This is a genomic window from Bradyrhizobium jicamae (assembly GCF_018130215.1).
GTDB lineage: Bacteria > Pseudomonadota > Alphaproteobacteria > Rhizobiales > Xanthobacteraceae > Bradyrhizobium > Bradyrhizobium jicamae_A.
In genome coordinates this window covers 176062-201005 of sequence record NZ_JAFCKQ010000009.1, presented here as the reverse complement: position 1 = coordinate 201005, position 24944 = coordinate 176062, and the positions used below count along the sequence as shown (strand labels likewise).

29 protein-coding genes and 1 tRNA gene are annotated in these 24944 nt (G+C 63.8%); 19 read left to right on the top strand and 11 right to left on the bottom strand.

Features of this window, described 5'->3' with window-relative positions; genetic code table 11:
- Positions 1–516: 516 nt before the first annotated feature.
- Positions 517–1875 carry a bifunctional UDP-N-acetylglucosamine diphosphorylase/glucosamine-1-phosphate N-acetyltransferase GlmU gene (gene glmU, locus JQ586_RS14090; RefSeq protein WP_212395168.1) on the bottom strand — a complete coding sequence of 453 codons (1359 nt, stop codon included), beginning with the start codon at positions 1873–1875 and terminating at the stop codon, positions 517–519.
- A 204-nt stretch (positions 1876–2079) separates the two neighbouring features.
- Between glmU and JQ586_RS14085 the strand changes: the two genes are divergently transcribed.
- Both JQ586_RS14085 and JQ586_RS14080 read left to right on the top strand, forming a co-directional pair.
- Positions 2080–3441 carry a hypothetical protein gene (locus JQ586_RS14085; protein ID WP_212395167.1) on the top strand — a complete coding sequence of 454 codons (1362 nt, stop codon included), beginning with the start codon at positions 2080–2082 and terminating at the stop codon, positions 3439–3441.
- Between the two features lie 94 nt (positions 3442–3535).
- Complete coding sequence (locus tag JQ586_RS14080) at positions 3536–3916, top strand: hypothetical protein (RefSeq protein WP_212395166.1); 381 nt, start codon at positions 3536–3538, stop codon at positions 3914–3916.
- Here JQ586_RS14080 and JQ586_RS14075 read toward each other — a convergent pair.
- Positions 3876–5501, bottom strand: coding sequence for a beta-(1-6) glucans synthase (locus JQ586_RS14075; protein WP_212395165.1), 1626 nt, complete (start codon positions 5499–5501; stop codon positions 3876–3878). The genes JQ586_RS14080 and JQ586_RS14075 overlap by 41 nt on opposite strands.
- Positions 5502–5744: 243 nt before the next feature.
- Here JQ586_RS14075 and JQ586_RS14070 point away from each other — a divergent pair, with 243 nt between their 5' ends.
- The 7 genes from JQ586_RS14070 to JQ586_RS14040 all read left to right on the top strand — a co-directional run bounded on the left by JQ586_RS14070 (position 5745) and on the right by JQ586_RS14040 (position 13083).
- On the top strand, positions 5745–6344 hold the full coding sequence (locus JQ586_RS14070; RefSeq protein ID WP_212395164.1) for a beta-1-3, beta-1-6-glucan biosynthesis protein: 600 nt from the start codon (positions 5745–5747) through the stop codon (positions 6342–6344).
- A 187-nt stretch (positions 6345–6531) separates the two neighbouring features.
- A complete protein-coding gene (locus JQ586_RS14065; protein WP_212395163.1) occupies positions 6532–9360 on the top strand; it encodes a glycosyltransferase in 2829 nt (942 codons plus the stop codon).
- Between the two features lie 216 nt (positions 9361–9576).
- Positions 9577–9652 (top strand) — tRNA-Lys (locus JQ586_RS14060).
- 1041 nt (positions 9653–10693) lie between these two features.
- Entirely contained in the window at positions 10694–10831 is a 138-nt protein-coding gene (locus JQ586_RS14055) for a hypothetical protein (RefSeq protein ID WP_212395162.1), read from the top strand.
- A 157-nt stretch (positions 10832–10988) separates the two neighbouring features.
- Entirely contained in the window at positions 10989–12284 is a 1296-nt protein-coding gene (locus JQ586_RS14050; RefSeq protein WP_212395161.1) for a hypothetical protein, read from the top strand.
- Between the two features lie 296 nt (positions 12285–12580).
- A complete protein-coding gene (locus JQ586_RS14045) occupies positions 12581–12805 on the top strand; it encodes a hypothetical protein (protein WP_312016963.1) in 225 nt (74 codons plus the stop codon).
- A 98-nt stretch (positions 12806–12903) separates the two neighbouring features.
- Positions 12904–13083, top strand: a complete 180-nt coding sequence (locus JQ586_RS14040; RefSeq protein ID WP_212395160.1) for a hypothetical protein — start codon at positions 12904–12906, stop codon at positions 13081–13083.
- A 74-nt stretch (positions 13084–13157) separates the two neighbouring features.
- Here the strand turns inward: JQ586_RS14040 and JQ586_RS14035 are convergent, their stop codons facing one another.
- Positions 13158–13547 (bottom strand): hypothetical protein, encoded by a 390-nt coding sequence (locus tag JQ586_RS14035; protein WP_212395159.1) that lies wholly within the window; start codon positions 13545–13547, stop codon positions 13158–13160.
- 875 nt (positions 13548–14422) lie between these two features.
- Here JQ586_RS14035 and JQ586_RS14030 point away from each other — a divergent pair.
- Positions 14423–14731 carry a hypothetical protein gene (locus JQ586_RS14030; RefSeq protein WP_212395158.1) on the top strand — a complete coding sequence of 103 codons (309 nt, stop codon included), beginning with the start codon at positions 14423–14425 and terminating at the stop codon, positions 14729–14731.
- A gap of 550 nt (positions 14732–15281) precedes the next feature.
- Here JQ586_RS14030 and JQ586_RS41130 read toward each other — a convergent pair.
- Entirely contained in the window at positions 15282–15410 is a 129-nt protein-coding gene (locus JQ586_RS41130) for a hypothetical protein (RefSeq protein ID WP_283815447.1), read from the bottom strand.
- 314 nt (positions 15411–15724) lie between these two features.
- Between JQ586_RS41130 and JQ586_RS14025 the strand changes: the two genes are divergently transcribed.
- Positions 15725–15886 carry a hypothetical protein gene (locus tag JQ586_RS14025; protein WP_212395157.1) on the top strand — a complete coding sequence of 54 codons (162 nt, stop codon included), beginning with the start codon at positions 15725–15727 and terminating at the stop codon, positions 15884–15886.
- A gap of 552 nt (positions 15887–16438) precedes the next feature.
- Here the strand turns inward: JQ586_RS14025 and JQ586_RS14020 are convergent.
- From JQ586_RS14020 to JQ586_RS14010, 3 genes are all read right to left on the bottom strand, one after another.
- The gene (locus tag JQ586_RS14020) at positions 16439–16771 is read right to left on the bottom strand and encodes a hypothetical protein (protein WP_249147559.1); all 333 of its coding nucleotides are present in this window, start codon (positions 16769–16771) and stop codon (positions 16439–16441) included.
- 87 nt (positions 16772–16858) lie between these two features.
- On the bottom strand, positions 16859–17314 hold the full coding sequence (locus tag JQ586_RS14015) for a hypothetical protein (protein WP_212395177.1): 456 nt from the start codon (positions 17312–17314) through the stop codon (positions 16859–16861).
- A gap of 87 nt (positions 17315–17401) precedes the next feature.
- Positions 17402–17566: a hypothetical protein gene (locus tag JQ586_RS14010; RefSeq protein WP_212395156.1), complete on the bottom strand. Its 165-nt coding sequence runs from the start codon at positions 17564–17566 to the stop codon at positions 17402–17404.
- A gap of 236 nt (positions 17567–17802) precedes the next feature.
- Between JQ586_RS14010 and JQ586_RS41125 the strand changes: the two genes are divergently transcribed.
- Positions 17803–17925 carry a hypothetical protein gene (locus JQ586_RS41125; protein WP_283815446.1) on the top strand — a complete coding sequence of 41 codons (123 nt, stop codon included), beginning with the start codon at positions 17803–17805 and terminating at the stop codon, positions 17923–17925.
- A gap of 204 nt (positions 17926–18129) precedes the next feature.
- On the opposite strand, the gene JQ586_RS14005 is transcribed toward JQ586_RS41125, so the two are convergent.
- Positions 18130–18981, bottom strand: coding sequence for a 3-hydroxybutyryl-CoA dehydrogenase (locus JQ586_RS14005; RefSeq protein ID WP_212395155.1), 852 nt, complete (start codon positions 18979–18981; stop codon positions 18130–18132).
- Positions 18982–19119: 138 nt separating this feature from the next.
- The gene (locus tag JQ586_RS14000) at positions 19120–19311 is read right to left on the bottom strand and encodes a hypothetical protein (protein ID WP_212395154.1); all 192 of its coding nucleotides are present in this window, start codon (positions 19309–19311) and stop codon (positions 19120–19122) included.
- Between the two features lie 568 nt (positions 19312–19879).
- Here JQ586_RS14000 and JQ586_RS13995 point away from each other — a divergent pair.
- The 7 genes from JQ586_RS13995 (at position 19880) to JQ586_RS13970 (ending at position 24111) form a co-directional block, all read left to right on the top strand.
- Positions 19880–20167, top strand: coding sequence for a hypothetical protein (locus JQ586_RS13995; RefSeq protein ID WP_212395153.1), 288 nt, complete (start codon positions 19880–19882; stop codon positions 20165–20167).
- Positions 20168–20279: 112 nt separating this feature from the next.
- Complete coding sequence (locus JQ586_RS13990; RefSeq protein WP_212395152.1) at positions 20280–20483, top strand: hypothetical protein; 204 nt, start codon at positions 20280–20282, stop codon at positions 20481–20483.
- Positions 20484–20606: 123 nt separating this feature from the next.
- On the top strand, positions 20607–20867 hold the full coding sequence (locus JQ586_RS13985) for a hypothetical protein (protein ID WP_212395151.1): 261 nt from the start codon (positions 20607–20609) through the stop codon (positions 20865–20867).
- A 204-nt stretch (positions 20868–21071) separates the two neighbouring features.
- Entirely contained in the window at positions 21072–22361 is a 1290-nt protein-coding gene (locus tag JQ586_RS13980; protein WP_212395150.1) for a hemolysin family protein, read from the top strand.
- A gap of 107 nt (positions 22362–22468) precedes the next feature.
- Positions 22469–23068 (top strand): formyltransferase family protein, encoded by a 600-nt coding sequence (locus JQ586_RS13975; protein ID WP_212395149.1) that lies wholly within the window; start codon positions 22469–22471, stop codon positions 23066–23068.
- Positions 23069–23252: 184 nt separating this feature from the next.
- On the top strand, positions 23253–23612 hold the full coding sequence (locus JQ586_RS40495; protein WP_249147557.1) for a hypothetical protein: 360 nt from the start codon (positions 23253–23255) through the stop codon (positions 23610–23612).
- 76 nt (positions 23613–23688) lie between these two features.
- Positions 23689–24111: a hypothetical protein gene (locus JQ586_RS13970; protein WP_409334522.1), complete on the top strand. Its 423-nt coding sequence runs from the start codon at positions 23689–23691 to the stop codon at positions 24109–24111.
- Between the two features lie 62 nt (positions 24112–24173).
- Here JQ586_RS13970 and JQ586_RS13965 read toward each other — a convergent pair whose 3' ends face one another.
- Positions 24174–24371, bottom strand: a complete 198-nt coding sequence (locus JQ586_RS13965; RefSeq protein WP_212395147.1) for a hypothetical protein — start codon at positions 24369–24371, stop codon at positions 24174–24176.
- Between the two features lie 11 nt (positions 24372–24382).
- The gene (locus JQ586_RS13960) at positions 24383–24781 is read right to left on the bottom strand and encodes a RidA family protein (RefSeq protein WP_212395146.1); all 399 of its coding nucleotides are present in this window, start codon (positions 24779–24781) and stop codon (positions 24383–24385) included.
- Positions 24782–24944 lie beyond the last annotated feature (163 nt).

The following is a 24944-nucleotide window of genomic DNA, read 5'->3' as shown; positions in this document are numbered from 1 at the left end:
CGCATGCGTGACTGACGAGAGCGCATGAGGCGGACGGCGAAATCGTGCAGGCCTGACGCCCTAGTGGCAGGTGTCCTGTCAGCAAGAGACCAAGGTCTCTTGCTGACGGCGGTGACAAAAAAGCCCAGTCTCGCCGGGGCGAGCACGTATAAGCCGTAACCCATCGCGCAGGGAAAGCCGGGTTGTTTCCGGTTACACCTGTGGTCCTACCCCCGTGCTTTCTACATTGCACGGGGCCCATGGGTGCGATCGGCACCCGGCTTTCCCTGCGCCCTCTCCATTCAGAGTGGCGAGAACGAGAGACAAACCTCGGACATTTCCTGTCGCGAGAACGAACGTACGTGCTCACCGCGATTGCGAGGAGTTCACGACGAAATCGCAAGGCCTTTTGCGCTGAAGCGACGAAGCAATCCGTCGCTCCGCGCGGGTTGCAGCATCGATTGCTTCGCAGGGCCTGTCATCGGGCATGCATTCGTTGGCTCGCGATGACGCACTGGGACCTTGGCCTTGCTCCGCTCACTTCTCCTTCTGCGCTTTCGCCCTGGTCTTGATCTCGCGATAGCGCGCGGCGCCGCCGTCGCGGATGGTCTGCTGGCTGCGCTCGACGGCGAGCGCATCATCGGGCACGTCTTTCGTGATGACCGAGCCCGAGCCGACATAGGCGCCCTTGCCGATCGTCACCGGTGCCACCAGCGAGGAGTTGCTGCCGATGAAGGCGCCCTCGCCGATCAGCGTCTTGTGCTTGGAGAAGCCGTCATAGTTGCAGGTGATGGTGCCGGCGCCGAGATTGGAGTTGGCGCCGACATGGGCGTCGCCGACATAGGACAGATGGTTGACCTTGACGCCGGCCTCCAGCGTTGCCGCCTTGGTCTCGACGAAATTGCCGATCCGGGCGCCGTCACCGAGCGAAGTGCCGGGCCGGATCCTCGCATAGGGGCCAACCGATGCCTTCTTGCCGACCTTCGCCTCCACGATATGCGAGAAGGAGTGGATGACCGCGCCATCCGCGATCGAGACGCCCGGGCCGATCACCACGAACGGCTCGATGGTGACGTCCTTGCCGAAAATGGTGTCGGTGGCGAGATAGACGGTCTCGGGTGCGATCAGGGTCACGCCGGCGTCCATTGCCGCCCTGCGCAGCCGCGCCTGCATCACAGCCTCGGCCTCGGCAAGCTGCGCCTTGGTGTTGATGCCGCGGACTTCGTCTTCACCGGTTTCGATCACGACGGCCTCCAATCCCAAATCCCTGACAATGGTGACGGCATCGGTCAGATAGTACTCGCCCTTGGCGTTGGCGTTGCCGATCTTCTCGATGATCGCGAGCGCTGCCTTGCCGTCGAACGCCATCACGCCCGCATTGCACAGCGTGATGGCGCGCTCATCCGTGCTGGCGTCGGCGTGCTCGCGGATCGCGACCAGCCTGCCGTTCTCGACCACCAGCCGGCCATAGCCGGTCGGGTCGGCCGCGTTGAAGCCGAGCACGGCCAGCGCCGCGCCCTGCCGCAGCGGCGCGCGCATGCGTGCAAAGGTTTCGGCCGAGATCAGCGGTGTGTCGCCGAACGCGACCAGAAGGTCGTCGGCGCCGCGGACGATCGCCTCGCGCGCCGCAAGCACCGCATGGGCGGTGCCGAGCCGCTCGCGCTGAACGAAGGTCTGTGCGTCCGGCCGCACGCGGCGCGCCTCTGCGGCCACGGCGTCATGGTCCGGGCCGATCACGACCGCAAGCTGCGATCCCTCGCCGGCATCCGCGGCATTGAGCACATGCGACAGCAGCGATTGGCCGGCCACGGGGTGCAGCACCTTCGGCTGCGAGGAGCGCATGCGCGTACCCTCGCCGGCCGCAAGCACCACAGTCAGGCTCGATCGCGCAGTCATTCCGCATCCTCGGTGTCGCGCGCAATTGGCTGCGCCGGGCCGTCTTTAATTGTTTTCCCCGAGAGAAGAAACCGTTTCGCCTCCGGCAGCGCCGGGATTCAAGTTCCGGGTCTATTTCCTGTTAATCTTTGCCCTGTGATTCGGCGGGCCTTGAGGAGGGCCAAGCGCGTTTTGGCCAAAGATCCCGACAAGCGAGCGGCGGATTTGCTGACGGAGGCCACCAGCGGGCTGCTGGCCGAGGAAGACGCGTTCGACCGTCGGATGCTGTGGCGGCTCGGATCCTGGGGATTCGGCGCGGTCGGCGCGGTGGTCGTCGCCGTGATGGCCAACCAGTCGTCGCTGGCACTGAAGCGTGACCAGATCGCGGCCGCCGACATCGCCCGTCAGGCCCAGCAATTGCAAAACCTGGCCAGGGAAAGCCACACCGAAACGCGGCGGCTTGCCTCCGCGGTCGATACGCTGAACCTCGACCGCGACCGGCTCTATTCCCGCGTCACCACGCTGGAGCAGGGTCTCGATTCCGTCACCGGTACGATCGCCAGGCAGGCCCCCGCGCCGGTCCCGGCAGCGGCGGGACCAGCCGCGCCGCCCCCGGCTGCTGCTCCGGCCCCGGTGCCGGTTGGCCCGGTCGCAACAGCCCCGCCCGCCGCAGCCGACAAGCCATCGGCTCCCGACAAGGCGACTGCGGCAGCTCCGGCTGCGCCTGCCGAGAAGCCCGCCGCAGCAACGGACAAGCCCGCCACTGCCGACAGCAAGCCGGTACCAGCGGCCAGGCCGCAGGCCACCTCCGACAAGGCTCAGGCTGCCCCTGACAAGCCGGCCAGCGTGGCGCCCGGCAACTCGCCTGCGGCCTCCGCTGCGCCCGTTGCGGTCAATCCGGTGGTCGCGGCGATCGAAAACCGCGACGATGGAAAGTCCTCCACGCCTGCGCCGTCACCGGTCGCCGAGAAGTCGATCATCGGAGCGCCGGATCCGGCAGCCCGCAAGCTGCTCGAGCCGATCAAGCCGCCGACCGCCAATGACGTCAAGGCGACACCACTGCCCGAAGTCGCGACCGCGGCTCCTGCGGACGCGGGGGCCGATGACGCCGACGCCCCCGGGGGGGAAATCAAGGCGCCGATCAAGGCGCAGATCCAGCGCACCGAGTTCGGCGTCGATCTCGGCACCGCCAATTCCGTCAACGGGCTGCGCGCGCTGTGGCACGGCCTGCTGAAATCGAAGGCGAACGCGCCGCTCGCCGCGCTGCGGCCGATCATCGTGATCAGGGAGAACAACAATGGCCTCGGCATGCAGCTCCACCTGGTGGCAGGCCCGCTCAACGACGCCGGCACCGCGGCCAAGATCTGCGCCGGCCTCAGCCTGAACCAGCGGATCTGCGAGACCGCGATCTATGACGGCCAGCGTCTGCCACTGAAGGCCGAGGAGCCGCCGGCCGCGGGCAAGCCGGCCCCGCCGCACCGGAGGTTCGCGCCGAAGCGTGCCGCTGAGCCGCCGCCGGTCGCGGAGGAGAAGCCGCCACCGGAGCCGTCCACATTCTCCTCGATGTTCCGGCGCAACAGTCAATGATCAGATATGACAAGACGTTGTGGTCAAATTCTCACCTGATTTCACTGCTCGAACCGAGCTTGTCCGAAACCCGTTTCCCGACCATAGTGCCACGATGACAAAACCTCCGTTCCGCATCTCGCCCTATCAGGTCCAGTTCCTGCTGGTGGTCGGCTTCATCACGGTCGGCTATGCGCTCTACGTGCGCTATCTCGCGATCGAATTCTCCACCGTCGCGCTGGCCTGCGACGCCGGGCAGCAGAGCCTGCTCTGCCAGGCGCGCACGCTGTCGACGGTGCTGTTCAAGAACTCGGTGTTCGGGATCGTGGCGCTTGTCATCGCGGTGCTGAACCTGATGCGGCCGTCGATCGTGCTGCTCACGGGCGGGCTGATCGCCGCGAGCCTCGGCATCGTGCTCTACAATGTCGCGCTGGCGGGGATCGCGGTCGGCCTGCTCATCCTGGGCTTCGCGCGGCCCGCGCCCGCCACAGCGTAGCCGCCAGCAGCAGGTACATCGCGCAGGTCCAGTCCGACTGCCAGTTGATCCGGCCCTCGTTGAACAGCATATAGGCCGCGCCGAGCGCGAACAGGCCGGCGAACACGGACTCGGCGAGCGGGCGGACGCCTTCCTTGGGGCGATTGAACAGGGTCAGCAGCGCAAACGGCACCACCGCCATGGTCAACGAGGCATAGGGGAAATCGCGGTAACGCGGATCGAAGGTGAAGCCGAGCGCGGTCTCGGCGGCGATCACGGTGGTCAAGACGAGTACGAACGCCAGCAACGCGGCGAGCACGCCCTTGCCGCGATAGTCCCGCGGGCCGACCAGTTCCAGGAAGGTCGGCAGCGAACGCCCCGCGATCAGCGCATGCGCCGACAGCAGCGGCGCAGCGATCCCGGCCGCGAGCAGCGCGCCCCATTGCAGCCAGCCGCCGCTGCCGTAGCTCTCGTAAAGCATCTTGTCGACGGCGATCCCGAGCAGCACGCCCGCCGTCGTCGCGGATATGCCGACCGCGATCCAGACCGAGGGCCGCGGCGTCCAGGGCCTGCGCCGCAGCGTCAACCACGCCGCGAGGAAGATGGCGGCGCTCAGCGCCATGCCGCAGCCCATGTAGAGCTTCCAGGCCGGATAATTGCTGATCGCAACGCCTGGCGGATACTTGACCTGCCGCTTGATCGAATCGAACAGACCCCAATAGCCGCCGACCGTGCCCTCGAGCCGGCGCTTCCAGGGCTGGTCATAGGCCTCGATCAGGTTGACCCGAAACCCCTCGCGCTTGGCGAGATCGAGGATCTGCGAGACCACCTGTGCCTGGTTGGTGCGCGACGGCAGCGCGCCCTCGCGCATCCGCCCCTCACTCGGCCAGCCGGTCTCGCCGATCAGGATCTCCTTGCCCGGGAACGTCACTGCCATCCGCTTGCGGATGTCGTCGACATGGGCGGCAGCGAACTTGGCCTTGACCGGCATGTCCTCCCAGTACGGCAGGATGTGGATGGTGACGAAATCCACCGCATCATAGATCTCGCGATTCTTCAGCCAGTATTCCCAGACATCGGCATAGGTCACGGGAACGTTGGCCTGTGCCTTCACCGCGCGGATATTGGCGGCGAGGTCTGCGGCCGTCATTTCGCCGCGCAGCAGCACCTCGTTGCCGACGATCAGCGAGGTGATCACGCCGGGATATTGCCTGGCGAGCCGCAGCGCGATCGCGATCTGCTGCAAATTCTTGAAGCGGTTGCTGCCGAGCCAGATGCCCTGCATCACCTTCAGCCCGACCTTGGCCGCGACACCTGGGACCTGGTCGAGGCCGTTCTCGATCGAATAGGTGCGGACGCAATCGGTCACCTTGGCGAGACTGGCGAGGTCTTCCTCGATCTGCTCGACGGGAATCTGCGTCGTCGGATCCAGCGGCGTCTGGGCGCCGCGGAACGGCGTGTAGGACACGCATTGCAGCTTGGCATTGGGATCGATCGGCGCGCGCGCGAGCGTGATCGGCGTGGCGAGCCACCACCACACCGCTGCGATCACGGAAAGCGATATCAGGAGAAGCGCCAGCGGCGTACGAAGCGAAATCGGTTCCATCCTCCGGGGGACCGTCGAATTAGCCGGTCAGCGCCCGTCTGCCAAGAGCGGGATTAGGTCAATACCATGGTTGTCCTGCGACAGTTTTGCGCTGAAGTGATAAAGTTGTGAGTTTGCTGGACAAAAACTCAAATTCAAGTCATGGGATTCCGCCAGAGTCTCCGCCGCACTGGAGACCTATTTGGACGGCATCACGCGAGCCGTTAGGATGATCCCGCGGGGCTGGAACATATCGGGGAATGCATGCGTCGACGGCTGCTTGAGTTGAAGAACACGGGTCTGCACCACCTTGCCGTCACCGGCCTAGCGCTCCTGATCGGCTGCGGCAGTGCCTTCGCCCAGAGCGGCACCCCGACTCCGCAGGACCAGGCCAAGCCGCCGGCCGGCAACGCGGCTGACGCCAACGCCAATGCCGTGAAGGAAGCCAATCAGCGCAAGACCGACGAGTTCACCGAGGCCCAGCAGGCCATCAATGGCCCGGCCGGCAACCCGGAATGCGTCTGGCTTGGCCGCCGCGTCGTCCGCCTGATGTGGAATGACGACCTCGACACCGCGTTCCGGCATCTCGACCTCTATGACCGGTTCGGCTGCCCCGGCGGCCATGTCCAGGCCGCGTTCCGCTGCCTGACCCGGTTCGGCGCCCAGATCGACGACAAGGTCCGCGGCAGCCTCGATGGCCGTATCCACGCGTGCTGGATCAACCCCGGTGCACAGCCGCAGGCCGCGGCGGCCGCCTCGCCCTCGCCGGCCCCGTCGACCGCCGGCAATGCCGCACCGACGCCGGCCCCGTCGGCATCGCCTGCACCGGCTCCGTCGGCATCTCCGACGCCGCCCGCCAAATAGCTGCGCGTCGCGATCCGCCAGCGGTTGTTTTTTTCGCGGCCGGAATGGCTTGCGCCCTTAAAACGCCATCGCGGCATACCAGTTGTTAAATTGCGTGGTGGAGATATCCTTCCGCCGCCGTACCGGTCGAACCCAGGGGACGGGTTCGCTTAGTCCTCAATCTCAGGCCCCGTATGGTTTAACCGCGATGCGTGCCGTCGTCGCCGTCTTGTTGCTTGTCACCGCTGCCCACGCTGCGCTTTGGGGTTTGTTCCAGGAGAAGCAGTCGGCACCGGATTTCCGCGGCACGCTGCCGAGCCTGTCCTATGCACCGTTCGAGGCCGGTCACACCGTGGTGGACGTCGCCAGCGATTCCGAGAAGGTTCGCGCCGACCTGAAGAAGCTCTCCACGGTCACCCGGGCCGTTCGTCTCTACTCGTCGACCGAAGGCAATGAGCTGGTGCCGCCGGTCGCGGCCGAGCTCGGCATGAAGGTCACGGTCGGCGCCTGGATCGACAAGGATGCCAATCGCAACAACCGCGAGGTCGAGTCCGCGATCAGTCTCGCCAAGCGCAACAGCAACGTCATCGGAATCGTGATCGGCAACGAAACCGTGTTCCGCGGCGAGCAGGTGCCGCTCGAAAATCTGGGTGCGCTGCCGGACACCGGAGTGACATCGGAGGAAGCGGCGCGGATCCTGCGCGAGGAGGCCGACCGGCTTCGGGATGCCGAGGCGCAGCCTGAGGACAAGCGCGCTGAAGCGAGCAAGTGGGCGGCTGCGGAAAACAACGTCCAGCGCCTCGTCAAACTGATCCAGCGGGTCAAGAAGTCGGTCAGCGTTCCCGTCACGACAGGTGAGATCTGGAACATCTGGCGCGACCACCCCCAGCTCGCGAATTCCGCCGACTTCATCGCCGCCCACGTGCTGCCCTATTGGGAGAATTTTACCGACAAGCAGGCGGTGGATCAGGCCGTCGATCGCTACAACCTGTTACGCGACTCCTTTCCCGGCAAGCGCATCCTGATCGCGGAATTCGGCTGGCCGAGCCAGGGCTACAATTTGCGCAACGCCGATCCCGGCCCCTTCCAGCAGGCAACGGTGCTGCGGAATTTCGTCTCGCGTGCCGAGGCCATCGGCATGGACTACAACATCGTCGAGGCCATCGATCAGCCCTGGAAATTCTTCGAAGGCGGCGTCGGTCCCTATTGGGGCGTGTTCAACGCCGACCGCGAGCCGAAATTCGCCTGGACCGGCCCGATCACCGACCCGAACTACTGGAAGATCGCGGCGGTCGCCGTCCTGGTCGGGCTCTTCATGTCGCTGCCGATCCTGCGGCTGGAACAGCCAACCGTGATGCAGGCGCTGCTGTTGTCGGCTGCCGCCAATGGCGTCGGCGCCTGGGCGGCAACGGTGTTCTCCTACTGGACCACGCATTATTTCGTCTGGGGCTCCGCCTTCGCGCTCAGCCTCGGTCTCGTGCTGCTGGTGCCGCTGGTGCTGATCGCGATGGCGCGGATCGAGGAGATCGCCGCAGTGGCGTTCGGTCGCGGCCCGCGCCGGCTGATCGGCAAGAGCGAGCCGCTCGCGCCCGCCACGATCGGCGAGAACGTCGCCTTCCCGAAGGTCTCGATCCACATCCCTGCCTATTACGAACCGGTCGAGATGCTGAAGCAGACGCTCGATGCGGTGTCGCGGCTCGACTATCCGAACTTCGAGTGCGTCTGCATCATCAACAACACGCCGGACCCGGAGTTCTGGCTGCCGATCCAGGATCATTGCCGCCAACTCGGCGAGCGCTTCAAGTTCATCAACGCAGAGAAGGTGCAGGGCTTCAAGGCCGGTGCGCTGCGTATCGCGATGGACCGCACCGCCGCGGATGCCGAGATCATCGGCATCATCGATGCCGACTATGTCGTGCACCCTGACTGGCTGAAGGACCTCGTGCCGGCGTTCGCCGACCCCCGCGTCGGCCTCGTGCAGGCGCCGCAAGAGCATCGCGACGGCGACCGCTCGCTGATGCACTACATCATGAACGGCGAATATGCCGGCTTCTTCGACATCGGCATGGTCCAGCGCAATGAGTTCAACGCCATCATCGTGCACGGCACGATGTGCCTGATCCGCCGCGCCGCGATGGACAAGGCCGGCGGCTGGTCCAGCGACACCATCTGCGAGGACACCGATCTCGGGCTGACGATCCAGCAACAGGGCTGGCTGACGCACTACACCAATGTGCGCTACGGCGAAGGCCTCCTGCCCGACACCTATGAGGCGTTCAAGAAGCAGCGCCACCGCTGGGCCTATGGCGGCTTCCAGATCGTCAAGAAGCACTGGCGGCGCTTCCTGCCCGGCGCCAGCCGCCTGACGCCCGACCAACGCCGTGAATTCTCGCTGGGCTGGCTCAACTGGCTTGGCGCCGAAAGCCTCGGCGTCGTGGTCGCGATCCTCAATCTGATCTGGGTCCCGATCGTCGCCTTTGCCGATATCGCGATCCCCGACAAGATCCTGACGCTGCCGATCATCGCCTCTTTCATCGTGTCACTGGTGCATTTCGTCGCGCTGTACCGACTGCGGGTGAACATCAAGGCCGGGCAGATGCTGGGGGCCATGATCGCCGCCATGAGCGTGCAATGGACGGTGTCGCGCGCGGTGGCGCAGGGCCTGATCACCGAGCATCTCGCCTTCGCCCGCACCTCGAAGGGCGGCTTGTCGCGGATGTCGATCGAATTCCAGGCGTTCTGGGAGGCCGTGATCGGCGTGCTGCTCCTGATCGGCGCTGTCGTGCTGGTCGCCACCAACGGCTTCAAGCAGGTGCGCGAGATCTACATCTTCGCGGCAGTGCTGGTGCTGGAAAGCCTGCCGTTTCTGTCGGCGGTGGCGATCGCGATCCTGGAGAATTCGCGGATCAACGAGTTCGCCTTCTGGCGCAACAGCGCGATCCGCACGGCGGAACTGATCGGGCTGCGCCCGGTCAGCCTGCCCTCGGTCGCCGCGCCCTCACAGCAGGTGACCTCGGAAATGCGCAGGGACGGTTGAGCCGAACCGCCGCAATGCCGTGACTATCGGCGCGGTCCAACTTCAAGAAGCCGGGTTAACCGCCCGCAGTGCAACGGCAATTCCCGGCAGCCTCGCTGTTCGATTGAGGCCCCTCGGCTATTGACCCGATGGGCCCTGCCCCCTACACAGCGCGGGCCGGTGCATGATCGGAAAACGGGACCACCCGCGATATCCGGTCCGAATGCCAGGGTGAGTGAGCGCGTAGCTCAGGCGGTAGAGCACGTGACTTTTAATCATGGGGTCGAGGGTTCGAGTCCCTCCGCGCTCACCAAATAAAATCAAATACTTAGCTGCGATCTTCCGGCTAACGCCGGCAATAGATTTCCGTTCGGCACACTCGAGCACACCTTGCGGGGGCTCAAGATGCGAGCGGGTGAGGCAGCACAATGATCGAGTGGCAGCCGATAGCAACTCGAAATACAACGGTGGTCCGATTGCGGGTTGAGAATGGCGTTGGCCCCAATCGCGATCTAATCGAAACGGTCGGCTACCACATCGGCGGCGGCGCTTGGGTCGAATCTCCGAACCGCGGCTTGATGCACCCTACGCATTGGGCACCGCTTGAAGACGAAAACCGTCCAGTCATCAAGCCATGAGCGGGATCAGAATGTTCGCTTTTAGGGCGCGCGCCGGCTCTCGCTCAGATCAATCTTCCAGAATTTCAACACGTCCTCGACCTCAGCCCTTGGGTGTGGAGGTCGTCGGCATCGGCAAGATCGGCGCGGCCTTCGCTTGGCGCTTTGATCGACATCACGCCCCTCGGTTCTGAAACATGCGCCGGACGCGGTCGACTCGCTGACGCACCTGATGTCCTCCCCGCCACCGTCATGAAGCGCTGGCACGGCCGCTGCTATGTGTTTCCTGGCTGGGATTTGGCAGCCCAGCCTGAGACAAGGGCGCCGCCGGGACAGTGTATTTCCAGCCCGGCGGCGTATCTTTTTGGGACTGGCGGGACAGTCTCCGGCGGGCGCGTGGCCATACGGCGAAGCTGCCTGTTGATGGGCGGTTTCGCTCTCTCGATGCGCACGAGAGAAGGAGAGACGCGCCGGAGGAAGCGGTTTGAGCTCGCTCCCCTGCCCTTCGACGTCGCGCCGCGCCTAGGCTGGTCCACCTGTGGTAAGCGCGAACATCGTCGTTCGGCCGACTCCTAATACAACTTTAGATTATTATTCATTCGGCACTTTACCCTTTGATTGTCAGGCTTGCCGACTCCGCTATCGCGTTTGGCACAATTCGCATATCGTCAAAGTAGAGCTTGGTCTCAATCCCTTCTTTCTTGCTCGCGTAACAACTGTCGATTGCGAGCAACCCCATGGACTGCGTGGCCTATCCGGTCGGCGCGTGCCGGCTGATGATTGTTGCTGAACACGGGATCGGCGGCGACTGTCGCGGCATCTGCGTCGCGGCGGGCGAAGACGTCCCGGCATCCTATCGCGTGCGGGGTACCTGAGCGAGGGCAGGAAAATGACGAGTTCTTCGTAAGTCGTCCCCACAAGCCATCATTGTCGCGATTTTCTCGGCCGCCGAGGCAACTGCCCGGGCGGCACCGGACGCCTGCGTCCGTTTTGCGTCCGAAGCAAACCGCTTTGTGTGCAAGGGAGGTCCATATGGACAAGCGATACTTGAAAGTGACTGGAATGACCAAAGCGACTGTTGCGATCCTCGGCACCATCGCCGGGGTAACGATGATCGGCGCCTCGCCGGCCAATGCCTGGACCGACGACAATGGCGCCGGGGCGAGTTCATGCACCGATCCTGTCGTCAACGACGCCGGAACGGTCGCCGGGACCTGCGAGGTCAACAACGCCCGGCGAGGTTTCGTCAAATTGCCCACGGGCTCGTCGACGTTCCTGGCGGGGCTGCCGTCAGAGCAAGGCGGCGTGCCGTGCATCGTCGCCGGCCTCAGCAACGCAGCCGCCGGGAGCGAGATCATCCCCGGCGCCTGTGCTGACCAGGACTTCGTGATGCAGGGCGTGTACTGGAATTCCTCAACTCCCACCACGGCGCCGACGCTGTTGAAGCCCTTGTCGCTGCTCGGTCTCCTCGCGGACGTGCAGACGGTAGTGACGGCCTTCAACACGCCGGGGACGATCGTCGGCGTCAGCATCGGCGCTCAAGGATCCACAAGCGGTCAAGGAAACAAGACCCCGGTGTCGTGGTCGTCGTCCGGTGCACCCACGCAGCTCGCGGCGCCGCTTGGCTCCATGAACAACGGCTGCGTGCCGGCGGATGTCAACGATGCCAGCACGCCGTCCATCATCGGCAACTGCGCGGATGCCGGTACAGGCGGCGGAAGCAAGGCCGTGCTGTGGCAAGGCACGGGCGCGGCTTACTCGGTATTGCCGGTCCCATCGGGCGCCGACTACTGCACGGTGTCGAAGATCAATCTCTCGGGACAGATTCTCGGCCAGTGCAACTACGGAACCGATACCTATCGCGCCGCCGTTTGGGGACCGGGAGGCACCGCTCCCCTTGTCCTGTTGACCGTCGCAAGCGGATCGGCCCTGCGCACCGCTGGTGTCGATATCAGCGACAGCGGCATCGTCGCCTGCAACTACCTGGCTGGCGGCGCATCTGCGGGCTTCTCAGAGCCGTGCGTCTGGAATCCGGCGAACGGCAACACCAACGCCACCCTCATCACCTTGCCGGGAGGGGCGACGACAGCGGCCACCAACGTATGGATCGCCAACAACGGAACAATCGTCGGTGACTACAAGACCGCCGCCGGCGTGGTCCATCCGTACCACGTCCCATCGGGAAGCACGACCGCTGTCGACGACGGCACGCCGGGGGGCGGCCCCAACACCGTCGCCACATGGATATCGAAAGGCGGACTGTTTGAAGTCGTCACGTCCGAAGACGCCACCGGGCACTGGCACGACGAAGTACAGTCGCTTCGCTAGGAGCATGACGTTTTCACGCGGAAACTCAGCCCTGGGTTTCCAACACCTTCGGTGCACTCCCTCAGCCGGGGAGCGCACCGCTTTTTCCGACGAGTTGACCTGAGCTACCGCGACAGCCGGTACGGGCGATGCAGCGGGGTACATGATCACGAGAGCCTCAGCGAGGCCGCCCCGTCCACACCCACGACGGTCAGTAGCCCGGCAACGTTCCCTACCGCGAGGGATTGATAATTTGCGTACTCGGGTCGTCGGCGCTCTCATGGGGTGTGCGTCAGCAAAAGATCACGTTCGGAGAGATGCGCACCGCCGGCGTGCGTGGCGTGATCGTCTACTGTTCAGACTACCAATGCAGCCACTCGATCGCGCTCATTGCCGACCGTTGGGGTGATGATCTGCGGCTCTCCGACATCGAGCCGCGCTTCCTGTGCACCGTCTGCGGCAAGCGCGGCGCGGACGTCAGGCCAAACTTCAACTGGAGCATCACCGGGCCGATCGGCGGCATGGGATATCGGCTTGCCTAGCTCGGGCCTCGAATTGGGTACCACACCATATCCTCAAACTCGCGGCTCCCCGGAGATTAGATTTGCCGCTTCCGGTTTCTTGAGCCTCGGAGGGGGACTTGATCGAACGAGGCAAACGGCAGGTTTCGCTCAAAGACCGGCTCGCGGCGTTTGCGCGGCTCAATCGCAATGCTGCCAAGAAACTGCCACCCGGGCCGGAACGAGAGGCCCTGCTCGAGAAGGCTCGCAAGGCCGATCAGGCATTGCTCGACAATTCAATGAAACAACGGCCAGGTTGACCCGCAGCCGCTGGCCGGCCGGCTTCATTGATCGGCGACTGTGTGGTCGTTCCGACCCGCGGCCTGAGTTGGGCTCAGCGCGCCCACGAACTCTTCGGTGGATTTTGGTGGCTCGGATCGTTCCACCAGCTTTGCGGCGTCTTTCTGGTCGGCGGCGGCCGAGATCCCTTCGTCTCGTCCCAGGTGCTTTGCGGCGGCGGCCGGTGCACCTTGGTCCACTCGCTTTGCGGCGGCTGATAGGAGCCTTGCCAGGCGCTTTTCGGCTGACCTTGAGCGTGACCCAAGCTCGCCACGACCAACGCGGTTACCACCACCATTGCCCTGATCATGTTCGCCTGCAGATATATCCCGGACAATACCTGAACGATCGCCGGGTCCACCAAGACCGTGGCACTCGATTTTGCCGCGGCGCACACGCAACTGTAGATTCCCGTCGACCTGCTGCTGGCAAGGCTCGGGACCATGAATCGCCCATAATAACTCAGTCTGCGGCCGCGAGTCCGATGGGAATAGCGAACTCAGCTCAGCTAGAACAGACCGATCGACGCGAAAACCGTGACCTCAATCAGGAAGGCGGCGCTCATAATCGCGACGGTTAGAACCACCTCGCCGGTGGAAAGGCTGCTCATGACGCCCTCGCGGCTTTGCAAACCCCCACGTAACAATTCACATAAGTTAAATAGGTTCCATCGGATCGGCCGTGATCCATCCAAACGGGTTTCGGAGCATGTTCCGCGGGCGGCCACTCCGCAGATCGATTCACATAGGCGAATGCCAAAACCTCCGGGCGAGCGCATCACTACTGCCTGTTCGCGCCAGTCCCGGATGGCCCCAACAAGGGTCCGCGCCAGGGGGCGAGACTACCGTCTGTCGGATGGCCGGTTGCCAGGCGCGGAGAGTTCGAGTGACAAACGCAATCTACGTAACCGTGATGACTCTCGCGATGTGCGCCTGGCTATATGTGTTGGCCGAAATGGCGTTCAGGATGGGCGGTTGGCTTTGGAGCTAGCGAAGTCGGGATTTGAATCGATCTCGCAAGCGGTTGGATTGCGGAGGCAACCTTGCAGGCAGCGCTGGCTCTTTTGGCCTTTGTAAGCACCACATCGTTCGTCTGTGGATATGGCATTCGTGGACTCGTTTCCCGCAAGCGTCGTGCCAACTACCTCAAGTTGGCACCGTATATCAGCTCCGGACGTCGATATGCGGTCGAGCCGCGGCCCCCTCCTTTCGTCCCCTCGCCCATCGCGGACGCGCCGGTCGAAAGCATGAAATCGACCGCCCTGCCATCAACAAGGTTCTCGAGACCAAAGAGACCACACAGGTCAAAACGGGCGCACCCGTGGCCACGAAATTCTCACCGTTTCAATCGAGCGAGGATTCCCTGATGCCGACTCCTTTTTTCTCGCAGGCTGGCGCAACGCAGCACGGCGCTACGATCTGCGTCCCGGATGGGACTGTCGACGATTGGAATATGATCGTAACACCCGGCTCCCAGCTGGGAAGCAATGAGCACATCACAAGCATTGATCTTTCAGCGAAAGCGACAAGTCGCACCACATTCCAGATCAGTGCGATTCTTACTGATGCGCGCGGGACGCTCCTTCCTCAGGTTGCGCAGTATCTGCTGGTTCGGAAGCTCCTGCCCTGAACGTTGTGGCGTCCAAATTCGGGTGGCGGCCGGGAAAGCGATAGCCCGGCAGGAACGCGCGACCGCGTAGCATTCTCGATCCTGTATCTGTCCGGTGGCATGAGCCGTGCAGTAGATTTGCGGTTGGAGATTTTAGTGTCCCATTTCGGAATAAACGCCGCAAAACGGTGTGTTTTTGGGACAGCCAGCCCGATCGATCGGGAGATATCGTTGAACACTGCAGCACCTCCGCAAGCCAGGTTCCTCGTCAGGAGAGGAAGCACTGACTGGATGGTTTATGATCGAGAGCTCAAGGGGCCGGCGCGGCTGGAAAAAGGCGGCCGCTTCGCCCAGAACCTCACGAGAGAACAGGCTGAGCACGTAAGGCAGACATTGACGGATGCCCTCGTTCAGGAAGCCAATTCGCGCGCGGCTCCTCGGCCATCTCCGCCTTCGGACAAGCCTCGCCGGACGTAAGTCACGGGCTGACGCTGACAGACTTTGAGCGGGGAATGCCATCGCGCTGGTCGGCACGTCACGACTGCAGCCCGACCAGCTTGTCGGACAAATGTTAGCCCGGAACCTGCGGCTGCATCAGCGATATGATCATCAAGATCGCGATCAGAAATGCCGGGCCGCAGCTAACTGCTGCAGCCAACCATAGCTCCGCATCGCGAAAGATTTCGTGATCGTTCTGCATGCTATCCACTCCTCCAAGATAACAACGGACGGAGCTGAAAGGCGTTCCCGCATCAAGGGCTACGGGAAAATCTGCCGTGTGAATCCAGTCGACCCAACAAAGGATGCTCGGGAAACTCTAGCTGATGCTCGACGTTCTTTGACAGGGAGGGCTTTTGCCGGCGCGAGGAACATGTAATGAGAATAAATCCGGAAGAACTTGTTGAACTCACAAATCATGGCTCCATGAAGTTGCGATATGCCGTCGCTCGAGCGATGTTGCTGCCTCCAATCGAGCGCAGCAGGGCTACGATAGTCCGACAGAACGAGGAGCCTTTGGTCCTCAAGTTCAAGACGATCAAGGATCTGTCGAACAAGTTCGACCGCGCGCGGCGGCCGGAGCCGCGAAAACGCAACACGTCGAAGCGGACGAAGAAGCTGCATCACCTGTCCGGATCGCAGGGTCGCAAGTCCTCCTCGCGGTCGAAAGCCGCCTAGCGGGCAATTGCATTACTACGATACCAGCGGCGGGTAGCGGGCGGTCGGAAGACCCCTGAAATCCGCACGGCCGTGAAACCATTTTCATCGGCTCGCGAAACCGAGCTGAAACACTTGGCGGGTACAGGATTCCCCAACAATAAGGGGAAGCGTCATGTTGGAAGCCGTTATCGCCGCGCTGGCGCTTTTTAGCGCAGCCGTCTTTGTCGCTCATGCGTACGACGCTCTGCACACGCACTAGCGGACCGCGCGCACGAGAGCAGCATATGAGAGCCTTGTATGAGGGCCCTGTATGAGAGCCTTGGCGACGACGTTGCCGGACGACATACACCAAGGCTCACCACACAACGGATTGCCCCTTGAATGGCATAAGCCAGCATGCGGGGCATTTCGGCCTAACTTGGGCAAACCAATCGAACCGCTTCCGGCGGCGGTGAACATGGCGCAGCCCGGGCGGCGCGCACACAAGCCCCAGCCACCTGCCATGGAAGCGTCACTCACGAAGCAGTTCGACAGCGAGGCTTGCGTCGGCGACGCGGCGGCAGCTGTCAGCTAGGGCTTCACCGGATCGTTCATCGGGCCGCCCTGGGTTTTCGCGGCTGCCGCCTGGCGATCGCGCGCGGCGATCAGCTCCTTCTGCAGCTTCGAGCGTTCATCCGGCGTCATGGCGGCTTTCTCGCGCGGCGGCGGCAAATCTTCGACCGCGAGATAGCCACCTGTTTTTCGGGGCATCGGTGCCTCGGCTCGAGCGTCCATCAGCGATGAATTTGTGGAGGTCGCACAGCCGCCGAGCGGGAGGCTCAGCACCAACAGCAGCCCGGCAGCAAACGCCGCCCTCCGGTCCTGGAAGCACGCAACAAACATGCGCGACCGTTCCACGACCATTGCGGACCAATTATGTCCATGCACGGCCCCGTAAGAAGCCGGCGCCGGGCAAGGTTAATCAGGCAGTACTGGCGGGCCCTGCCCGGGCTATGCCCAGGCCAAACCGTGCACGTCAGCCACCTCGTCATCCGTATCCGCCCGACCGAACCGCGTACGACGGCGCGCTCCATTGGCGCGGCGGTGGCGCATATCGAGCCGGCGCAGCGCGATCGGCACCTGCTGGAAGGCCCTGAGCACGTAGCCGGCGGCCTGCCTCAATGCGTAGGCGATGGCGGACGCGCGCGCGACCAGGCCGATCAGGAATATCATCGAGAATACGTCGATATAGGCGAACAGGTCCCCAAGCAGCATAAACTCAGGAGGAAGCGGAATCCGGTGCAGATAGGCCAGGATCAGAATGGCGACCGGGATAAGCGCGATCATACGTCGCAGCGTCAACCGGTCGAGGAAGGCCGCGAGGTCAACGACCAGGATCTGCCACAACCGATCGCCCAGCACGGCGGGCTTGTCGATCGTCCAAGTTTGCCACAGCCGCTTCCACATCGTCACCGGCCCGCGCTCATCAGGGCAGCGTCAGATCGTCGATCGCAATCGACCACACTGGCGCGCCGGGCTCAAGACAGGCGCCCGTTAGGGCTCGGACGAGGCCTGACCGCCATTGCCGTCGGCAAGGCCGGGTTCCTCGCGGCCGGGACCCGATGAGGGAAAGATGCGCTCGTAGTTGGCGCGCGCCTCGCGTATCAGGCGCGCGCGCTTCAGTTCCGCCTTCGAGATGAACCGTATGACCTCGCCCAATTTGTTCTCCGACAGTGAATTCGACGCCTGCAACCGGTCATGCGAGGCTCGTGCCAGAACATGGGCTGTCTACCTCGCGCCACCGAGCGCAAGGCGAATCTAGGTACCAAAACCATCATTCGCGAGGCGGTCCGCCCTCGCCTCAACCAGCTGTGAGGGCCGGTTCAGCCGGGTTCCCGAGGCCATGGGCCGGCGTTCCCCGCATCGACGCCGCCCGGTCTCGAAACATATCGCGGATGTTCGTCAAGGACGCGCGCAAGCTCAGCGAAAAGACGCCGGAATACTACAAATACCTAGTCGGATTGTTCGGCTTCGACCCGGACGAGGCGAACGTGACGCCGGTCGCGTCGGCGATCTGAAGCTCGACCCCACAAAAGAACACGAGGCCCGGTGTGCCTAGGAGACCGGGCCTCGCGTCTATCGTCCCCCGCCTCACGTGGCGGATCAGGTGATGTCTGATGGCCGGCGTATTACGCCAGCTCCCGCGCTCGTTCCATTCCGGATGACTACGGTGTCCGCCCGCGGCGCGCGCTTAAACGGTCGGCGCGCCGCATGACGTCAGTTCACTTGCTGTAGCTGTAGAAGCCCTGCCCGGTCTTGCGGCCGAGATGTCCGGCATCGACCATCTCCTTGAGCAGCGGCGCCGGCCGGTATTTGGGATCGTTGAAGCCGGTGTAGAACACCTCCATCACGGACAGCATGGTGTCGAGCCCGATCAGGTCGGCAAGTGCGAGCGGCCCGATCGGATGGTTGCAGCCGAGCTTCATGCCGGCATCGATCTCCTCAGCGGTGGCGATGCCCTCCTGCAGCGCGAAGATCGCCTCGTTGATCATCGGACACAGGATGCGGTTGACGGCAAAGCCCGGGCTGTTCTTCGCCGTGATCGCAACCTTGCCGACGCGCTTGGCGAAGGCTTCCGCCTTGGCGACGGTGTCGTCGGAGGTCTGCAGGCCGCGGATCAGCTCGAGCAGCGCCATCACCGGGACCGGATTGAAGAAGTGCATCCCGATGAACCGATCGGGACGATCGGTTGCTGCGGCGAGCTTGGTGATCGAGATCGACGAGGTATTGGTGGCGACCAGCGTGCCCGGCTTCAGCGACGCGCAGAGGTCCTTGAGGATCTTGACCTTGAGGTCCTCGTTCTCGGTGGCCGCCTCGATCACGAGGTCGCAGGAGACGAGCTTGGCCTTGTCTGAGGTCGCCGTGATGCGCGCCAGCGTCGCCTCGCGGTCGGCCGCGCTCATCTTCTCCTTCGCCACAAGGCGATCGAGGCTTGCACCAACCGTCTTCAGGCCCCGCTCCACCGCGGCGTCTGAAATATCGACCATGGTGACGCCGAGCCCAGCCGCCGCGCACACCTGGGCGATGCCGTTGCCCATGGTGCCGGCGCCGATGATGCCAACCGTCTCTATCATTGCTTTCGTCCTTCCCCTCGCTTGGGCCGCCTGGCGGCCCGCACCGTCACAAACAAGCGGATCTTCAATCCGCGCATGGCGCATCCATAGCAGTCCGGTCAGGCGACCGATACGGCGATTGCCGGTATCCTGGTGATGCTAATCGGGGCGCGGCGGTGTCGGTCGCCGTGGCAGCATAGCGATGCGTGGCGGCAAGTGCGGACGCGGAGGCTCGGCGAGACGCGCCGGCTCGAGGAAGCGGTTCAGCCTGACGATCCACCAGGCCAGCCGCCCGTAACTGCGGCGAAGCGCCGACGCGGTGCGTTCGTCGATATCTTGCTCCGGATCCATTGCCGCGCATCACTAGCTGCCGATCCTTGAAAGAACCATGTGACGTGGCCGCGCATCGGCCGGCGTGCCGTTAGGAGTCTGTTAACCAGCACTGACAGGCTTCCTGGTTCGCGTGCATTGCGCGGAAGCGGACGCAGGGTTTCAACACTGCCGCCGTTTCATGCGAACCGGAAGGTTGCCGGTCAGCCACAAGAAAGTAACGTTCTGCGCGCGGCCAGTAATTGACCGGATTGCGGACGAGACCTGCCGCGCCGCAACATCAAGCGAGTCGCGCATCGCGCTTTGTTGATTGAATTTTCGGGCGAACGTCGCGACCCAAGAGAATAGTCAACGAGGGCCTGCGCCCATGCTTGCAGAAAAATTCATTTTGTATCTCGAGACCCTGCTCAAGAGTTCGAACTACCCCGACGGAAGCCCGCGTGTGGTGAGCAGTTCGCCTCACGTGCCGGTCAAGCTTCCGAGCAGGAATTAGCGCGATAGCAAGAAATCGCCCGGGGACCATGGACCACCGGCGGAATTGCTGTCAGCCTGATCGTGCGGGTGGTCCGCCCGCGATGAGGTTGAGCAGATGAAAACCGCCGTTGCGCTCGCCGTGCTCGCACTGACCGTCACCACCTTGCCGGCGCCGGCACAGGAGCTGTGGCCCGCAGTCCCACCTGAACTCGGCCTGCGGAAGCCACTGCCGTGGCTGTGGCTACCATACCGTTGCAGCCCTGGCCCCGTGCAGAACTTCTATCACGGCGCGCTGTATCACGAGCCGCCGGCGCTCTACCGCGGCTATGCTTATCGTCCGTATTATCGCTACACCGCGGCGCGCATCGAGCCGCGAACCTACTACTGCGTCGAGGTGAACTAGGCGATTTCGAGCGAAGCCTGCGCTGCACTCGATGCGGTGCCACCTGTGAACCGGCTCACAGTCAGCGGACATCAGGCGGGTTACACCGGCTCCGTACGAATTCGGGGCTGCCATGGACAACAGGACTGACTTCGGCACCATCATCGTCGCGGTTTGCGTTGCCGGATATGCCGCGATCATGATCGCCTATGTCGCCGAGGCGCAATTCGGCATCGCCGCAACAGTGATCCGCCATCTGTCGATCATCGCCGCGCTATTCCTGGCTTTCCCGGTCGTGCTGGATTTCCTGCCGACGCGGACCGACAAGGCGCCCTGATCGCTGCACTCGAAATCGCCTGCGCTGCCGCGAACGGCCTGCGCACCGCTCAAACAAGGCGCTAGGTGAAACGACGCGAATCAGAGTTACTTCACAACTGATCGTATTTCGAGATTCAGCGGCATGAACCAGCCCGCAGTCTTTGATCAGGACCTGAACGAGAATATTCGCGCCCTGCAGGAATGGCTGCGCAAGGCCTGGCTGCAGCTCGGCGATCCGACCCTCACCACGTTCTCCCGACGCGAACTGCGCAACCAGATGAAGCAGTGCAGCGCGGATTTGCGCATGCACCTGCAGGCCGCGGCCGCGAGGCCGCCGGAGCCCTCCGCGACACCTCCCAGGACATTCGCCAAACCGGAGCTGCGGCTCCTCGCCTGGAGCTAACCCCGCGCGCGCCGTCCGATGCTGCGGCCGCCCGCGATCGCGCGCGCCAAAATGCCGCGTCCGATCAGCGCATGAGCGTCATACGCCGCGTCTGCTTGTGCGGGGCTACCCGACAAGGCACAGCAAAGCGGCTCCGTCGCGCCTATATTGGAGCCGTTGTCACGCGGCTGATGCCGCCAATCCTCTCAGTTCCCGGGAACACGCGTGCTGTATCTTGAACTTGCGATCGTGGCAGCCCTGATCGTTATCAACGGCCTGCTGTCGATGTCGGAGCTTGCCATCGTCTCCTCACGTCCGGCGCGGCTTGCAGCCTTGGCCGAAAAGGGTGTCAGCGGCTCGCGCCGCGCGCTCGTGCTCGCGTCCGATCCCGGCAAGTTTCTTTCGACGGTACAGATCGGCATCACGCTGATCGGCGTGCTGTCGGGTGCGTTCTCGGGCGCGACGCTGGGCCAGCGCCTGACGCAATGGCTGCTCGAGATCGGCCTGTCGCCGCGCATCGCCGATGCGGTGGGTGTCGGCCTCGTCGTCGGCGTGATCACCTACGCCTCGCTGATCATAGGCGAGCTGGTGCCGAAGCAGATCGCGCTGCGCGATCCCGAGGCGATCGCGGTCAAGGCCGCGCCGGCCATGACCGTGATGGCCAGGACGTCGCTGCCGCTGGTGTGGCTGCTCGACCGCTCCGGCAAGGTGCTGTTGTGGGTGCTCGGGCATCGCAAGGATGCGGCCGACCGGGTCAGCGAGGACGAGATCAAGACCCTGGTGGTGGAAGCCGAGAACGCCGGCGTGCTGGAGCCCGGCGAAAAGGAGATGATCGCCGGCGTGATGCGGCTCGGCGACCTTCCGGTCGGCGCCGTGATGACGCCGCGACACGAGGTCAGCCTGATCGACCTCGCCGACCCCACACCCGAGATCCTGGCGACGCTGCAGAAGAGCACTCACTCGCGTTGCGTGGTGTTCGACGGCAATCGCGATCATGCTGTCGGTATCGTGCAGGCCAAGGACGTGCTCGACGTCTACCTCGCCGGCCGGGCGCCGGACATCCGTGCGCTGACGCGTGACGCGCCGATCATTCCCGAGACGGTCGATGCCCGCGACGTGGTCGCGATCCTGCGCGACTCCGCGGTGCATATCGGCCTTGTGCACGACGAGTACGGCACCTTCCAGGGCGTAGTCACCAGCTTCGACATCCTCGAGGCCATCGTCGGCGCCTTCCACACCGAGGAAGGCCCCGCCGAACCGGCCTATGTCAGGCGCGACGACGGCTCCTATTTGATCTCCGGCTGGATGCCGGCACTCGAATTCGCCGAGTTGCTCGGCATCGTGCTGCCCTCGCCGCGCCCCTACCAGACCGCGGCGGGCTACCTGCTGCATGAATTCGGCACGATCCCCAATGTCGGCGAGAAGACTGCGGCGCAAGGCTGGGACTTCGAGATCGTCGACCTCGACGGCCGGCGCGTCGACAAGATCCTCGCAACCCGGCTGCGCGCCGCCTGATATTGCGGCCCGGCCGTCCTGTTGATAACGACCAGGACAGCAAAGCAGGCGGTCTCGCTGTGCTATTCCGCATATCGACCGCAAAGTGAACCCACGGAATCGCCCCCATGAAAATTACCCTCGTCGGATCCCGCCATTTCGGCGTGACGACCTTGAACATGCTGCGCGAGCACGCCGTCGAGATCGTCAGGATCGTGGTCCATGACGGCGAGGACCGTCTGGCGGCGGCCGCCAGGGCTCACGGGATCGAGGTGGTGGTGCAGGCCGACCCCAAGCTGGTCACGGCCGCGGAGATCGCCCCGGGCACCGAGCTGATTGTGACCGCCCACAGCCATGCCCGCGTCAGCAAGGAGGCGCTGGCCGTCGCCCGTCTCGGCGGCATCGGCTACCATCCGTCGTTGCTGCCGCGGCATCGCGGCATCGCCGCCGTGGAATGGACCATCAAGGAAGGCGATCCGATCGCCGGCGGCACCATCTACCACCTCGCCGACCGGATGGATGCCGGAGCAATCGCTGCCCAGGACTGGGTGTTCGTGAAGAAGGGGGAAACCGCCCGGGAGCTCTGGGAGCGCGCGCTGGCGCCGCTTGGCCTGCGCCTGCTCGGCGAGGTCATCGACTATGGGAAGGCGTTCAAGACCCTTCCCGCCAAGCCGCAGGACGAGCAGTTTGCAACCAAGGCGCCGAGCCTGCCCGGCAGCAAGCATTAGGTCCGATCCGGACCTAATGAAAATCGCTTGAAAATGGAAATTCTTCGTTCCCGGACGGGAACCAAACTCACTATGATGTGTTTGCGCTCACAGGAACTTTGGAAGCTCTTGCGCTGCAGCAAATTTTGGTCACATTGTGCCGGGATAAGCTGCCGCATCACACAAAAATTATGGGAAAAGATTCATGCGTTCGACTCGCATCCGCAGCCTGCTTTTCGCGTCCTTTGCTTCCTCTGCCGCCATCTTTGCCGCCGCTCCCGCCTCCGCGCAGCAACCCTATGATGGTCTTTGGAATGTCACGGTTGTCACCAAGACTGGCAGCTGCGAACCGTCGACCAGTTCGACTGTGACCGTCGCCGACGGAAAGGTCTCCGCGCAGGGTGCTGCTATCTCCGGAACCGTGGGCAGCGGGGGACTTGTGCGGGTCTCGATCAATGGTGCATATGCGAACGGTCAACTCAGTGGCAATTCCGGATCGGGGAAGTGGAATGGGGCATCAGCTGGCGTACCGTGCAGCGGCCGATGGGAAGCGTCCCGTCAGTAAGATCAGCGACGCGTCAGGGATTTTCGCCAGAGCGCGGCGGCCTGCACTAGCAGCCGTCGCGTTTTTCGTTGCGACTCTGGCAGGCACTTCGGGGCATGCGGAGTCCGGGCCGTTCGCCGGCCTGGAGGGCACTTGGTCCGGCGGCGGCTCCGTCACGCTGGACGACGGGTCGAGCGAGCGGATTCGCTGCCGGGCCACCTATCGTGTCTCCGGTCCGACGATGGCCATGAGCCTCACCTGCGCCAGCGACGCCTACAAGTTCAACCTCGCCGCCGACGTGCAGGCGGAAGGCAGCGCCGTCTCCGGCTCGTGGAGCGAGTCGAGCCGCAATGTGAGCGGCTCCTTGCAGGGGCGCGGCGGCGGCGGCAACTTCCAGGTGCTCGCGAGCGCTCCGGGCTTCAACGCCGACATCTCGTTGCACACCAGCGGCCGCAAGCAGGCGGTTTCGATCAGGGCCGACAGCCAGTTCCGCGGCGCCAACATCGCGCTGTCGAGGTAAGTCCGACGCCGTCGAAAAAGCCCTCGGGACCGCACGGTCCCGAGGGGTTTTTGTGCGAGGAGTTAGGCCGTCCGCGGTTTCGGGAGCTTCTCGGCGGTCTGCTTGATGGTGCGTGCCATCAGCAACGCCTGCTCCTTGTTGAGGACGAAATCGTGCGCGCCCTTCGCCGTCTTCAGGGAGATCACCATGACGTCGGGCTGCTGTTCGGGCCAGCCGGTCGCGAATCCCGTGAGGACTTCGGGCCTTGTGAGATTGTTCATCGCAGCCAATCCTATGCAGCGGGTACGAAGGCGGTGACTTCGATCTCGACCTTGGCGCGCTGATCGACCAGGCCGTCGATGTAGAGCAGTGTCGAGGGCGGAAAATTGCGGCCGAGCGTCTCCTTCCACGCCGCGCCGATGCCGGCGCCCGCGGTCTCGTATTCGCCGCGGCTGGTCAGGTACCAGGTCAGGCGGACGATGTGCTCGGGTCCCGCGCCTGCCTCGTGCAGCAGTTTGACGATCCGCTTCAGCGCCGTGCCCACCTGGGCTGCCATGTCGGGCTGGTATTCGCCGCGCTCGTCACCGCCGGTCTGGCCGGCCAGCACGATCCATCGGCCCGGGCCGTCGAACGCGACACCGTGGGAGAAGCCGCGGGGTTTCGACCATTCGGCCGGTTGCAAGACGCGCATGAGCAGATCCTTCCCAGTTTTCATTCCGGGTTCGCTCGTTTCACTCGCGCCCCGGAATAGCCATACATTCCGATGTTGCTTAGCACCGATCAAGCGGGAAGCGCATCACCGTGTCGGCAGAATTGCGCGTTGCAAATTCCGGCCAACTCGCCGATACCGGCGC